The organism is Pedobacter cryophilus (assembly GCF_005116455.1).
Taxonomy (GTDB): Bacteria; Bacteroidota; Bacteroidia; order Sphingobacteriales; family Sphingobacteriaceae; genus Pseudopedobacter; species Pseudopedobacter cryophilum.
In genome coordinates, this window is record NZ_SWBP01000002.1 from 177,453 (window position 1) to 192,576 (window position 15,124).

General features: G+C 34.0%; 12 protein-coding genes. 9 read left to right on the top strand and 3 right to left on the bottom strand.

Annotated features, from left to right (window positions below; all coding sequences use genetic code 11):
• Positions 1-29: 29 nt before the first annotated feature.
• The 4 genes from ftsZ to FA046_RS06025 all read left to right on the top strand — a co-directional run bounded on the left by ftsZ (position 30) and on the right by FA046_RS06025 (position 4,588).
• Entirely contained in the window at positions 30-1,646 is a 1,617-nt protein-coding gene (ftsZ, locus tag FA046_RS06010) for a cell division protein FtsZ (RefSeq protein WP_136825486.1), read from the top strand.
• Positions 1,647-1,802: 156 nt separating this feature from the next.
• Positions 1,803-3,044, top strand: coding sequence for an aminotransferase class I/II-fold pyridoxal phosphate-dependent enzyme (locus tag FA046_RS06015; RefSeq protein WP_136825487.1), 1,242 nt, complete (start codon positions 1,803-1,805; stop codon positions 3,042-3,044).
• 261 nt (positions 3,045-3,305) lie between these two features.
• A complete protein-coding gene (locus FA046_RS06020; protein WP_136825488.1) occupies positions 3,306-3,491 on the top strand; it encodes a histone H1 in 186 nt (61 codons plus the stop codon).
• Between the two features lie 140 nt (positions 3,492-3,631).
• A complete protein-coding gene (locus tag FA046_RS06025; RefSeq protein ID WP_136825489.1) occupies positions 3,632-4,588 on the top strand; it encodes an oxygenase MpaB family protein in 957 nt (318 codons plus the stop codon).
• Between the two features lie 89 nt (positions 4,589-4,677).
• On the opposite strand, the gene FA046_RS06030 is transcribed toward FA046_RS06025, so the two are convergent.
• Entirely contained in the window at positions 4,678-6,567 is a 1,890-nt protein-coding gene (locus tag FA046_RS06030; protein ID WP_225870886.1) for an OmpA family protein, read from the bottom strand.
• Positions 6,568-6,698: 131 nt separating this feature from the next.
• Positions 6,699-8,744 carry an ice-binding family protein gene (locus tag FA046_RS06035; protein ID WP_136825491.1) on the bottom strand — a complete coding sequence of 682 codons (2,046 nt, stop codon included), beginning with the start codon at positions 8,742-8,744 and terminating at the stop codon, positions 6,699-6,701.
• A gap of 761 nt (positions 8,745-9,505) precedes the next feature.
• Between FA046_RS06035 and rpsL the strand changes: the two genes are divergently transcribed.
• The 5 genes from rpsL (at position 9,506) to FA046_RS06060 (ending at position 14,247) form a co-directional block, all read left to right on the top strand.
• On the top strand, positions 9,506-9,919 hold the full coding sequence (gene rpsL / locus FA046_RS06040) for a 30S ribosomal protein S12 (protein ID WP_136825492.1): 414 nt from the start codon (positions 9,506-9,508) through the stop codon (positions 9,917-9,919).
• Positions 9,920-9,938: 19 nt separating this feature from the next.
• Positions 9,939-10,406, top strand: coding sequence for a 30S ribosomal protein S7 (rpsG, locus tag FA046_RS06045; protein WP_136825493.1), 468 nt, complete (start codon positions 9,939-9,941; stop codon positions 10,404-10,406).
• Between the two features lie 95 nt (positions 10,407-10,501).
• A complete protein-coding gene (fusA, locus tag FA046_RS06050) occupies positions 10,502-12,604 on the top strand; it encodes an elongation factor G (protein WP_136825494.1) in 2,103 nt (700 codons plus the stop codon).
• A gap of 138 nt (positions 12,605-12,742) precedes the next feature.
• Complete coding sequence (rpsJ, locus tag FA046_RS06055) at positions 12,743-13,048, top strand: 30S ribosomal protein S10 (RefSeq protein ID WP_013633190.1); 306 nt, start codon at positions 12,743-12,745, stop codon at positions 13,046-13,048.
• A 152-nt stretch (positions 13,049-13,200) separates the two neighbouring features.
• Positions 13,201-14,247, top strand: coding sequence for a Fic family protein (locus FA046_RS06060; RefSeq protein ID WP_136825495.1), 1,047 nt, complete (start codon positions 13,201-13,203; stop codon positions 14,245-14,247).
• 106 nt (positions 14,248-14,353) lie between these two features.
• On the opposite strand, the gene FA046_RS06065 is transcribed toward FA046_RS06060, so the two are convergent.
• Positions 14,354-15,124, bottom strand: coding sequence for a hypothetical protein (locus tag FA046_RS06065; RefSeq protein ID WP_136825496.1), 771 nt, complete (start codon positions 15,122-15,124; stop codon positions 14,354-14,356).

Here is a 15,124-nt window from a genome sequence, read left to right on the forward strand (position 1 = left end):
TCAAAACTTAATAGCTGATAATTAAGGATATGCAGTTTGAAATGTTAAAAGAAAAGTCATCAATCATCAAAGTAATTGGTGTTGGCGGTGGCGGAGGCAATGCAGTTAACCACATGTACCGTCAAGGAATTACAGGTGTAGACTTCATTATTTGTAATACTGATGCGCAAGCGTTAGAGTTAAGCCCAATTCCCAACAAAGTACAATTAGGTGCAAGCCTAACTGAAGGAATGGGAGCAGGCTCTATCCCTGAGGTAGGTAAAAACTCTGCCATAGAAAATATTGATGATGTAAAAGATATGTTGGGTAGCAATACCCGTATGCTTTTTATTACTGCAGGAATGGGTGGTGGTACCGGAACAGGTGCTAGCCCTATTATTGCAAAAGCTGCAAAAGAATTAGATATCCTTACTGTTGCTATTATTACCACTCCATTTTCTTTTGAAGGCAAGCGTAGAAGAATGCAAGCCGAAGAAGGTTTAGAAGAATTGAAGAAATACGTAGATTCTTACTTAGTAATTTCTAATGATCGCTTACGTGATATTTTCGGAAATTTAACTCTAGGATCTGCATTTGGAGAGGCCGATGATATTTTAACCACTGCCGCAAAAGGAATTGCCGAGATTATTACTGTGCCCGGCTATATTAACGTGGATTTTAAAGATGTGCGTACCGTAATGAAAGACAGCGGTGTAGCCATTATGGGAAGTTATTCTGCAGAAGGCGATGACCGAGCTTTAAAAGCAGTAGAAGGAGCATTATCTTCTCCATTACTAAAAGATAATGAAATTGAAGGAGCTAGATATATTTTACTAAACATTAGCTCTGGAGAAAAAGAAGTCACCATGGATGAAGTAAGTATCATCACAGACTTTATTCAGGAGCAAGCAGGTTTATCAGCAGATTTAATTTGGGGTAACTGTAGCGATGCTTCATTAGGAGATAATATATCCGTAACCATTATTGCTACCGGTTTTCAAACAAAAGAAGAAAGAGAGCAAACCAAACAAAGTGCGCCTAAAAAGCAATTTTTAACTTCTGATACGCCTTTAATTAAGCCTATTAATGAGTTTTCTAAAAAAAGTGTAGAGCCCGTAATAGAAGATAGAATTCAAGTTCCAATGCTAAAAGCAGAAGAAACTGCTATTCCACAAGCAGATTTATTTGCAGATATGTTTACTACTAAAGATCACTCATTTAATGAGCCAACATCAGCCGTTGTAAAACATCAATTAATAGAAGAAGAAAAAGAAGAAGAGCCAGTAAAAGAATTAGATGGTTTTGAATTTAATTTAAAATTATCCGAATCAGAATTCTCTCAACCCTTAGCTTTTGAAGAAGAAGTAGAACAAGTAGTGTTGGCATCTGTAAATGTAGATGAACACAAAACAGATGAATCTATGGAAGAGCAATTGCGTAAGTCTAAAGAGCGTATTTTACGTTTGAAAGACTTGAGCATGAAATTACGTTCTACCAGTGGTTTGCAAGAATTAGAAAATGAGCCAGCTTATAAAAGAAAGCAAATGCAACTAAAAGAGGTTCCGCATTCGTCAGAATCTCAGGTGTCTAGGTTTACATTAAGTAATGAAGATGGTCAAACAGAAATTAGACCAAACAACTCTTTTTTGCATGATAATGTAGATTAAAACACAATATATTTAAATAGCAAAGCCATTCCCTTAACAAGAATGGCTTTGCTATTTACACCGCTTTTGATCTTTGGAATCAAAGTTGCTATTCCATCATATAAAGCGTAAATTTGCGCAGTTTTTTAGATTAACAATTTATTAAAATATAACAACTTGGATATTTTCGAGAAGATAGCAAAAAACATGGGACCTCTTGGTCAGCACCAAAAATGGTCGCATGGGTATTTCTCTTTTCCAAAACTGGAAGGAGAAATTGGCCCTCACATGAATTTTAGAGGGAAAGAACATTTAGTGTGGAGCTTAAATAATTATTTAGGTTTAGCTAATCATCCAGAAGTAAGAGCAGCAGATGCGCAAGCAGCACTAGATTACGGAATGGCTTACCCAATGGGCGCCAGAATGATGTCTGGTAATTCAAATCATCACGAAGCTTTAGAACAATCATTAGCAGAGTTTACCGGTTTTGAAGATGCATTTCTTTTAAACTACGGTTACCAGGGTATTTTATCAGCTATAGATGCTTTAGTTGATAGAAATGATGTGATTGTTTACGATGCAGAATCACATGCTTGTATTATTGATGGTGTTCGTTTGCACATGGGCAAGCGCTTTGTATATCAGCATAATGATATGGAAAGCCTACAAAAGCAATTAGAAAGAGCAACTAAATTAACAGAATTAAGTGGCGGTGGTATTTTAGTGATTACCGAAGGCGTTTTTGGAATGTCGGGTGCACAAGGTAAATTAAAAGAAATCATTGATTTTAAAGAGAATTTCAAATTCCGTTTATTAATTGATGATGCACATGGTTTTGGTACCATGGGTGAAACGGGATCAGGAACTCATGAGCAGCAAAATTGTGGAGAAGGGGTTGATATTTATTTTGGAACCTTTGCTAAATCTATGGCGGGTATAGGTGCTTTTATTGCATCAACAGAAGAAATCACAAATTATCTTCGCTATAATATGCGTTCTCAAACCTTTGCAAAATCTTTACCTATGCCAATGGTTTTGGGTTTAAAAAAGCGTTTAGAGTTATTAAGAACCAAGCCAGAGCTTAAAGCTAAACTTTGGGAAATTGCAACAGCATTACAAACAGGTTTAAAAGATAAAGGCTTTAATATAGGAACTACCAACTCTGTAGTTACCCCAGTTTTCTTAAAAGGCGAGTTAAGTGAAGCAACAGCTATCACTATGGATTTAAGAGAGAATTATGGAATTTTTTGTTCAATAGTTATCTATCCAGTTATTCCAAAAGGATTAATTATGTTAAGATTAATTCCTACAGCTATGCACACTTTGGAAGATGTACAAAAAACAGTCGCTGCTTTTAGTGAAGTAAGAGATAAATTAGAAAAAGGGTATTACAAAGAGAAAAAAGAAGTGAATTTATAGTTAAACGCTAAGAGTTCAAAAAACGCCTTTAACATCATGTTAAGGGCGTTTTTGTTTTAAAATATTTTTATGTATCTGATTATTAATAGTTTAATAAATTAGGCCAATTTTAGAAATGTTAAGAGTTGCTGTAATGTGGATAAAAAAGCATTTTAAAGCAGATTTTAATATTTAAAACGATTTTTTTTTACGAAAAAACATTATACATTAGCTTTAATAAGTATTAATACTAACCATAAAAACTAAAAGGAGTATTTTAAAATGAAAAAATTTGAAGAAGTAAAAAAATTAGTTGCAGAACTAGAAGGCGACGCAGATAAGTTTTACAACAAAGGTAACAGCGCAGCAGGTACTAGAGTTAGAAAAGGTATGCAAGACCTAAAAAATCTTTCTCAAGCTATTCGTCTTGAAGTTCAAGAGATGAAAAACAAAGAAGCTGGTAATTAATAAAAACTTTACCTTACATAAAACTCGTGAGCCCTGCTTACGAGTTTTTTTTATTTTATATCCTTTCTAAAACCTATTGCTTTAAAACAATTTCTTAAGATTTGTATTTCATTAATAACAAATTTTTGTTTTACATACCCATGAAATTAGATTTAGACCAACATAGAAAAACTGGCGACCAACCTGCTGACGACTTTGTGAATGACTATTTTTTAGATCAACAGAAAAAATTAAAGCTCGATTTGGCTTTAAAAAATTTGATCAAAAATTCAGACTGGTCTTCTTTTATTCTTGAAATCCCCGAAGCCGCATGGTTTGATAAAACGTTTAATGATCTCAATTTTATTCAGCCACAAATTAGAACTAAAGCGCTTCAGTTTTACAACAAAAAATCAGCTTATATACTTCAGCTTTTGGGTTTACTTTCTTTACCCTATTGTTATGCTGCCGCAGATGGTGCAAAAGTACTTTATCAAACAGAAAGAATGTATAAAGATGTGGCTAAGAGATTAGAAGAAACCGGATTGTTTGTAGCAGAAATGATGAATCCTAAAGCTTTTGAAGCAGAGGGTTCAGGTAAAATTCAACTCTTTAAAGTAAGGTTAATGCATGCTGCCGCCCGATTTTATATTCAGAAGGGGAATTGGGATATGAAATTAGGCCTGCCAGTTAACCAAGAGGATATGGCTGGTACAAACTTATCTTTCTCACTCATAGTGATAAGAGGTCTAAGGAAAATGGGTTTTGTGATTAATCAAGATGAGCAAATGAGCTACATTAAATATTGGAGTTGGATAGGGGCTATGTTAGGATTAAATCCCACTTTGCTTCCTCAAAATGGTAAAGAAGCTCACGATTTAGAGATTGCCATTAATCAGCGCCAATTTAAAGCTTCCGCAGAAGGCACTCAACTGACCCAATCTCTTTTAAAATGTTTTTACAGTTTAAACGATGAGAAGCAAATTAAGAATGTAGAAATAGCAGGCTTTATGCGATTTTTATTGGGCAATCCGGTATCTAATATTTTAGACTTACCAAAAGCTAATTTCCCGGTTTCTAAACAAATACTTTTAAAACTAAAAGTGAGCGTAGTTTAAAACAAAAAAAGAAGGGGAGTTTTACCTCACCTTCTTTGTCAAACTTATTAATTGTACTTAAGTCTATTAAACTTTAGTGTTTTTAACCTTTATTTGGCTGGGATAATATCTATAATCACCGTTCTGTTATAGAAACGTTCTTCAGGAGTGCTATTATCAAAAGGAGCATTATTAACGTCTTCTCCAAAACCAAGAGTTTCGAATTTTACATTATTCTTTCCACTACTTTTTAAAGCATTGTTTAAAAGCTTTTGTGTTTCCATAGCTCTTGTTCTAGACAAAGTATAGTTGTAATCTTCGCTTCCAATAGCATCGGTATGACCATGAATAATCACAGTAGAACCATCAGCTATTAATGGTGCAACAGTAGTTTTTAAGAAATTATCATAAGATGCAATGGTTTTAGTTTTGTCAAAATCAAATAAGATACTGTAACGGTATCCTTTATCTATTAAGTCATCTTGACGAACTAAACGAACAGTACTTTCTTTTTTAACAGTTTCTCCTTTTTTGGTGATACCTGTCATCACTACTTTGTAATCTCCAGTAGAACGATTGCCTAAAATTGTTTTTCCAGGAAAACTACCTTGATTTTTAGTGAAAGGACCAAAATTTTGAACCGTTCCATTTTCATCTGTCATAGCAATAGACCATGATCTTAATACATCTTCAGCACCATCTACATTAAAAAGAACGTGGCTATCTAAAGGATCTACCTGATTGGCAGTAATCTGAATTGGTTTCATCATTCCACCACCAACTTCTAACAACAATTCAGGAGAAGAACTTGTAATATCAACTCTGCGATCGCCAGTTCTCAATAAAGTAAGTTCTTTAGATCCACCTGGTTGTTCTGAAGGTACAAGTGGTTTAACACGTCCTTGTGTGGTAATTCTTGAGCTATTGATTCCAAAAACAGAAACCAAATATTCTTTAATTTCCTCTGCAAATACTTTTCCTTCTTCAGCACCATTTAATGAAGCACCGCTTAAAGAAATTGTAGCTTGTGGATTAGATCTTAAACGATCACCTAAGATGTTTAAAATGTTATGATAAACATTTATTTGTCTGGCAGAACGGCCAGTCATGTTTGCGGTTTCTTCTTTTTCTAACTGCTCTTCTTTAAAATTAGAAGCTTGACTTTGGTTTAATAAAATATATCTACTAGGTATTTTATTAGATTCGTTATCAAAAAACACATAATTTAAAAGAGGTAAAGTTTCACTTACCTGACGTTTTTGTGGAATTACTTTAGGTGCTCTTACAGAGAAATCAACATCACGATTAGGTACAACTACGTTATTGTTTTCTGTAACAGTTTGATTAGATCCTTTTCCAAATTTAAGCGCTAAACCAGTTCTTACTGTAGATATAGATAAACTTTCTATAGTACGTGGTTCTTGACCAAAATATGGATGAAAAGACATAAAAGGAGAAAGAACTACTGCTGTTTTAGCGTTAGGAGTAGAAATTAAATAATCATAACCTATACCCACCTGACCAGAAAATATTGTTTTATCTATAGCACTAAAATCGCCGTCTCTATCTTCTTGTTTTAGTTGAGTGTATTCATAATCTTTTGATAAGTTAAAGGCAACTCTTGGGCCTGCAAAGAAGTAAAAATTAGTTGCTCCAGCGTTTACACGTAAGCTAGGCTCTATAGTAACGTAACTCAAATTACTTTTTAATGTAGCAGGGCAATCACAAGGTGCAATTACATCGTCAAATTTTGCACCTCTTCCATCGTAACCAATATTTAACATTCCGCCAAATAATTTTCCAGAATTGTATTCCATTAATATTGATCCGAAAGGACGTACGCCAGTTCCTTTATGAAAAGCAGTAGGTACAAAGTAAGCATTATCTAGTCTTTGGGTTGTACCAGAGTAATAATTTAAGTTTCCTGCTGCAGATACGCCAAACCACCATGTTGGTGATGAGCTAATTTTTTGGGCAAAACTACTTGCTGATACAAACATCAATAAGCAGAGGATGATTTTTTTTGAGATTTTATTTTTGGGTGACATGATTTATCTTTTTTAAATGAGGTTAAAATAACTTTATAATAACCTCTATCTCCACATGTGGAGATAGAGGTATTTAAGAATGATTATTGAGGTTGAGTAACTGTGTTAGCGTTTAAGGTAACCTCTGTTTGAGCTAATAACCTTCCGTTAACCTTAGCTCCTGTTTTTAGAGAGATCAAAGTTTTACCTAGTATGATACCGCTAAAATCTGCTCCAGTATCTAACAAAGCCTGACCAGATACCACCCAGTAAATATTCTTTGCTTGTACACCTGGTCCTAAAGTGATTTTCGCATTGCTATTCACCGTTAAATCATTGGTAATGGTGAATACCCATGTGTCATTTGCATTACCAACTAGCGTAACCCCTTGGCTAGAGATTAATAACCCAGTAGTAAACTTATATAACCCTGGAGGAACAACCAACCCGCTTATATTTCCTGCACCTAAATTGATAACAGGAGCTGGAGCCGTTAAATTGTTTGATGATGTAAAAGCGGTTTCCATATTGCTTATGGCTGTTATCAAGTTTGCAGGTGTTGGTGCTGCATAAGTGGCGGCGTAAACTTTTCCGGTAACTATTGGTGTGGTAGATGATTGACCATTAGTATCCATTATTAAACCAAAACCTGTAATTGCAGTTGCTGCAATTGGGCTCACCCCTATATTTCCTATAATTGAAGTAACACCGGTTGTGGTGATTCCTGTTTTGGTAAGAATTGCATAATTACCAGCTAAGCCTAGATTAGGAAGAACTGGTCCTATACCCGTACCTGTTGGTAGCAATACAAAATTTGCAGTGATATTTTTGTTAACAATCATATCTACTGTTAACGGACTTACTGTACCAGAAGCATCTCCGCTCCAAAAACTAAAAGCATATCCTTGACTTGGTTGCGCAGTTAATACTACATCAGTTCCATAATTATAAGTCAATTGATTTGGTGTTTTAAGAACCATACCATTTACAGCAGTCACATTTAAAGTGAAAGTTCTAACTGTGAAATTAGCAACTAAAGTTCTGTTGTTATTTAATGAGAATGTATAATTAGGACTTGTAGAAACAATAGCTCCATTTTCTGTCCAATTAGCAAAAGTATAACCAGTATTTGCCGTAGCTATTGCGGTTACAGATGTTCCAGAATTGTAAGCGCCTTCTCCATCTGTCATACCACCAGCAGCTGGGCTTGATGATAAAATTAATGCAAATTGAGATGAAGGAATTAATCTGAAATTAGCCACTAAAGTTCTATTACCAACTAAAATGAATTGATAACTTGAACTGGTAGAAACAACTACATTATTATCTGTCCAGTTAACAAAAGTATAACCTGCATTTGCCATAGCATTTACAGTCACTCTAGAACCTGTTGGATAAGCTCCAGAACCGTTACTATTACCGCCTATAGCAGGACTAGAAGATAAATTAACCGAAGAGTTTCCTACTGGGATTGGGATAAAGTTGGCAACTAATGCTCTGTTTCCATTTACTTTAAATGAATAACTAGCACTTGTAGAAACAATAGTTCCGTTTTCTGTCCAATTTGTAAATGCAAAAGTTGGTAATGCGGTAGCCGTTACAGTTGCTGTAGAGCCTTGTGCAAAGTTTCCAGCACCATTAGGAATTCCACCATTTGTTGGATTAGCAGTTAAAGAAATACGTGGAATTGAAGTGAATGTCCAATCGTAATCAGCCGCCATAGCCGTACGTAAAGTATCTTTAGCTCCAGTTGTAACTTTTCCTGTATAAGTAAGGAAAGGATTAAATGGTGCATCTGGTGTAAAAGTAAAAACAGCAGCGTTAGCAGTTGGAGCTACTGTTCCTCCAATTACATTATTACCTTGTTTGATGCTGAATGTGCCATTATTAATAGAAGAGGCATTCATTGGAGTGTTAAAGGTAATGGTAACAACTTTATCTAAAACAACGTCTACTGCTTTATCCATAGGGTCTGAAGTTACCGTTGGGCAAAGGCCAACAACTTCTCCTGCAAATTCGTCTTTTTTACAGCCGGAAATAAAAATTCCGAATAATATTAGTAAGGCTCCGAATGTCTTATAAAATTTCGAATAACTTCTTTTTTTGGGTATTTGAATACCGTCCAAATTCAAAGTAGGTTTCTTGTTCATGATTGATTAATTAAGTGATATGAGTTTTTAATTTTTTAAATCCGTTTTGTGAGGTTTTATGGATCTGATACATGCAAAGCAAAGCAAGTGCTTGTTTTAAATAGGCTATGTTAAAAATAAATAGGACTTGAATATTTTGGAGCAGTTAAATGTGCTTCTTGATGCGAAGAAGCAGGTTCTTAGCATCAATTATTAGTTTATAAAATGATGATATTTATTTTATAATTACTTTAAATTTATTAATTATAACTAAAATTAACTGTGTTTATGCCCTGTTTTAGGGAATAAGTGTAGTGAATGGACTAAATAAATCTATAGGTATTAAAAACTTTAAATCTAGGGAAGTGATTTTTTAGTTTAAACATTGGTAATAGATAGGTCGCAGTAGTATTTAGGTGCGTTAGCGGTGGTAGCGATATCCTTTTTGTTTTTTACAAAAAGATACAGCGGACAACGCGACCCTTTTGGGGAACGCCCTTATTTTAAAGTTTGTACAAAAGAAATAGTCAATTAATAACTTTTTCTATTTAATTTAAATCAGCTGCTACGGCACAAATACCACTATCTATTATAATTATTGCTATTATCTATACTGCTGACTTCGTTCTGTCAATTGTTGACACTATAAATCAAAAATATTTCTCACAACCTATTGAAAATCAAAAAATAAAATCCTACTTTTGCAATCCTTTTGCTTGGGTATGTTATGAACCATAGGAAAAGAATTAAAGAATTAATAAAAAACACTTAAACAAAGCTTAATGCCAACCATTCAACAATTAGTTAGGAAAGGTAGAGTAGCTCTGGTGGATAAGAGTAAATCCCCAGCGTTGGACAGCTGTCCACAGCGAAGAGGAGTATGTACCCGTGTATATACTACTACCCCTAAAAAACCAAACTCAGCAATGCGTAAAGTTGCTCGTGTACGTTTAACCAATGGAAAAGAGATCAATGCTTATATTCCAGGTGAAGGTCACAATTTACAAGAACACTCAATTGTTTTAGTGCGTGGTGGAAGAGTTAAAGATTTACCAGGAGTACGTTACCACATCGTTCGTGGTGCATTAGATACTGCAGGTGTAGCGGGTAGAAATCAACGTCGTTCTAAATATGGTACTAAGAAACCAAAACCAGGACAAGTTGTTGCAGCACCAACAAAAGGTAAAAAGAAATAATTAAACGGAGGACAAGACAATGAGAAAATCGAAACCAAAAAAGAGAATCATCCTGCCTGACCCAAAGTTTAACGACGTTATGGTTACCAGATTCGTAAATAATATGATGTTTGATGGAAAAAAATCTATCGCTTATGACATCTTTTACAAAGCTATTGAAATGGTGGAAACTAAAACCACTGAAAATGGCTTAGAACAATGGAAAAAAGCTTTAAATAATGTAATGCCTGCTGTAGAGGTTAAATCTAGAAGAGTAGGTGGTGCAAATTTTCAAGTTCCAACAGAAGTAAGACCAGAGCGTAAAATTGCTTTAGGTATGAAATGGTTAATTAGCTATTCTAGAAAGCGTGGAGAAAAAACCATGATGGAAAAATTAGCAGGTGAAATCATTTCTGCAGCAAAAGGTGAAGGTGCAGCTGTTAAGAAAAAAGAAGATACACATAAAATGGCAGAGGCTAATAAAGCATTCTCTCACTTTAGATTCTAATTTAAAAGATTACATAGATTAATTTGATTACACCGATTTTTGGCTTAAAACTAAAAATCGGTGTAATCATTTAAAAAATCAAAGAAATCCATAAAATGTCAAGAGATTTAAGATTCACAAGAAACATTGGAATTGCTGCCCACATTGATGCGGGTAAAACAACCACAACTGAGCGTATTCTTTATTACTCAGGTGTAAGTCATAAAATTGGTGAAGTACACGATGGTGCTGCAACAATGGATTGGATGGCACAAGAGCAAGAACGTGGTATTACTATCACTTCTGCTGCTACTACAGTTGACTGGAAATACAGAGGACAAACTTACCATATCAATATAATTGATACTCCTGGTCACGTAGATTTTACCGTTGAGGTAAATAGATCTTTACGTGTATTAGATGGTTTGGTATTTTTATTCTCGGCAGTTGATGGGGTAGAGCCACAATCAGAAACTAACTGGCGTTTAGCTAATAACTATAACGTTTCTCGTATCGGTTTTGTTAACAAAATGGATAGAGCAGGTGCTGATTTCTTAAAAGTTGTTAAACAAGTTAAAGATATGTTAGGTAGTAATGCAGTGCCATTACAAATACCTATCGGTTCTGAAGATGGTTTCAAAGGAGTAGTAGATTTAATCAACTTCCGTGGAATTGTTTGGAATGAAGAAGATAAAGGAATGACTTTTACCGAAGTTCCAATTCCTGATGATTTAATTGAAGAAGCAAAAGAGTGGAGAGAGAAATTGTTGGAGTCTGTTGCTGATTATGATGAATCATTAATGGAGAAATTCTTTGACGATCCAGAATCTATTACTGAGCGTGAAATTTTAGATGCTTTACGTAAAGCAGTTATAGATGCAAGTATTGTTCCTATGGTTTGTGGTTCATCTTTCAAAAATAAAGGTGTTCAAACCATGTTGGATTATGTGATGGAATTATTGCCTTCTCCAATGGATCAAGAAGGTATTAAAGGAACTCACCCAGATACTGGTGCTGAATTAGTACGTAGACCTGATGAAAAAGAACCTTTTGCAGCTTTGGCATTCAAAATTGCAACAGATCCTTTCGTAGGTCGTTTATGTTTTATCCGTGTTTACTCAGGAAACTTAGAAGCGGGTTCTTATGTTTATAACGCTCGTTCAGAAAATAAAGAACGTATTTCTCGTATTTTCCAAATGCATGCTAACAAGCAAAACCCAATTCCTAATGTAGGAGCTGGAGATATTGCTGCGGTAGTAGGATTTAAGGATATCAAAACAGGAGATACACTTTGTGATGAAAAGAATCCAATTGTATTGGAATCTATGAACTTCCCTGATCCAGTTATTGGTTTAGCTATTGAGCCAAAAACTCAAGCTGATGTTGATAAATTGGGTATGGCTTTAAATAAATTAGCTGAAGAGGATCCAACTTTCCGTGTTCATACTGATCAAGATTCTGGTCAAACCATTATCCAAGGTATGGGTGAGCTTCACTTAGATATTTTAATGGATCGTTTAAAGCGTGAATTTAAAGTAGAAGTAAACCAAGGAGCACCACAAGTTGCTTACAAAGAGGCAATTACTGGTACAACTCAACATAGAGAAACCTACAAGAAACAAACTGGTGGTCGTGGTAAATTTGCTGATATTCAAATCATCATTTCTCCAAACGACGATGACAAAACAGGTCTTCAGTTTGTGAATGAAATTTCTGGTGGATCTATTCCACGTGAATTTATTCCGTCTGTACAAAAAGGATTTGAAGGTTCATTATCTAACGGAGTACTTGCAGGTTACCCTGTAACAGGTATGAAAGTTAGATTAATTGATGGTTCATTCCACGCAGTCGATTCAGATGCTTTATCTTTTGAATTAGCAGCCCGTAACGCTTACCGCGAAGCATTGCCAAAATGTAAGCCAGTGTTAATGGAGCCAATTATGAAGATTGAAGTATTAACTCCTGAAGAAAACATGGGAGATGTAATGGGCGATTTAAACCGTAGAAGAGGTCAGCTACAAGGTATGGATACTAGAGCAGGAGCTCAAGTAATTAAAGCCTTAGTACCACTTTCTGAAATGTTTGGTTATGTGACTCAATTACGTACCATTACTTCTGGTAGAGCAACTTCAACAATGGAATTTGACCATTACGAGCCAGCTCCAAAGGGCGTACAAGAAGAAGTAATAGCGAAAGCAAAAGGAAAAGTTACTTCATAGTATCAAGTAATTTGTATCAAGTATCAAGACACTTATAGGGCTTGATACTTGATACTTAAATGTAGCCATTCAACTATAATAAAAATAAACTCACTCTCAATAATTAATAGCTCTTATTGAGGGTATAAACAAACAAAGATGAGCCAAAGAATCAGAATTAAATTAAAATCTTACGATTACAACTTGGTAGATAAATCTGCTGAGAAAATTGTAAAGACTGTTAAACCTACGGGTGCGGTAGTTAGTGGTCCAATTCCTCTTCCAACAGAGAAGAAAATTTACACTGTATTACGCTCTCCTCACGTTAACAAAAAAGCAAGAGAGCAATTTCAATTGTGTTCTTACAAAAGATTGTTAGACATTTATAGCGCTTCAGCAAAGACTGTTGATGCTTTAATGAAGCTAGAATTACCTTCTGGTGTAGAAGTTGAAATTAAAGTCTGATAGATTTTTTATAGCATTAAAAATCCCTTTTCGTTTTTCGGAAAGGGATTTTTTTGTTTTAGAGATTTGGGTAACTAATATTTAGTGTTTATATAATTTAGAAAGCATATAAAATAATGACTATATTTGTCATGAATTAAATTGACAATAAAATGAAATCTATTATTAAAGCTGCTAGAATAAAAAAAGGTCTTAAAACAAGAGAAATAGCGCAAAAGCTAAATGTTGATTCATCTTTGATTAGCAAATTTGAATCAGGAGTTAGAAGACCAACAAGAGAGCAAATTATTAAAATTGCTCATCTATTAGATTTAGATGCACATGATTTATTGGTTGATTGGTTAAGTGGCCAAGTTGTTGATCAAATTGGGTATGGAAAATTTGCTTTAGAGGTACTTTCAGTTACAGAAGAGAAGGTGAAATACTACAAAAAAAATGAGTTAAAAACTGATGATGAATTGGCTGATACTCTAAAAGAAATTGATACTCTAAAAGAAAAGCTTGTACAATATAGAAACTTAGATAGCTATAAAATTACCGAAGCATTAGAACTAGAATATACTTTTGAAAGCAATAGGATAGAAGGAAATACACTTACTCTTAGGGAAACAGATTTGGTGGTTAATGAAGGAATTACTATTTCTGGTAAAAGTATGCGTGAGCATTTAGAAGCCATTAATCATAAAGAAGCTTTAGGTTATTTAAAAGAGCTTATCAATAAAGATTCTGATTTTTCAGAAAGAGATTTGCTGCTTTTACATTCACTTATCTTGAAGGGAATAGATTCAAAATATGCTGGTATATATAGAGATGTGCAGGTAATGATTAGTGGGAGTAAGCATATGCCACCACAACCTTATATCATTAAAAAACAAATGGAGGATTTATTTTTTTGGTATGAAGCGCACAAAAATGATTTACATCCTGTGGTATTAGCGGCAGAGTTAAGTGAAAGATTGGTCACCATCCATCCATTTTTAGATGGTAATGGTAGAACTTCTAGGTTGATTATGAATCTTATTCTTTTAAAAAATGGTTATGTGATTGCTAATATAAAAGGAGATGTAGAAAATAGAATGAAATATTACCAGTCTTTAGAAAATGCTCAAGTAGAAAATAGAAAAGAAGATTTTCATTTGTTTATAGCTAAAGAAGAATTGCAAGCTTTAAATAGGTATTGCTCTATTTTAGGGATTTAAATAGTGTTAATTGATGCTAATAATTCCTTTTCGTTTTTCGGAAAAGGGATTATTAGCTGATTAGTCAAAAGTTTTTATTTAGAGATTTTCAATTTTTAAATTGAAATCAATCCTTTTTTGTTTTATAAGCATAAGCAATAGTTACACCTAAATAAGAACCATTTGACAGATAAGTGCCTGTAATAGTTTCATCTTTTAGATTTACAATATAATCACCCTTAATTAATGCAGTAGCTACGTAACTCCCATTAAAGTTTAGTCCAAATCGTAATTGATCACCGTTTTTTTGAATTTTAGTAATACCTGTCCCTATATTAAGGGCCAAAAATGTTTGTTTTTGAGAAGCTGAATTAAATATAAGTAAATTTGTAGGTTGATTTGAATTGGTAGGATTGTAAGAAACACTATAATTATCTTCTTTGGTATTTGAAAAATTTAATTCTACTCCTGCACTAAACCAGAATCTTTGATTGGCCAAATTTGGATTAGTTTGATAAGTGATTTTAAATGGTAAGCTTGGTAAAAAATACACATATCTAGAGTTAGCAAAAAAATAACCGAAACGTTCATTGTTAGGTTGTAAATCTTTAAGTTGAATTGTTCCTTTATATCCATAAGGAACAATTCTTAAACTTATACCACCAGAAAATAAAAGATGTTTTTTTTCTACTTCATAACTTAATCCAGCTTGAACTCCAGGAGTATTAAATTCTTCAAAAATTTTGTTTGTTTGGAGGCTATTTATACTACTACCTAGATTAATAAAGCTTCCGATATTAAAGTTAATATAAGAGTTTGGTTTGTCTGAAGATTCTTGAGCTCTAATTTTGGTAAATGATATTAAAAGCAAAAGGAGTACAATGTTATTTTTTTTCAT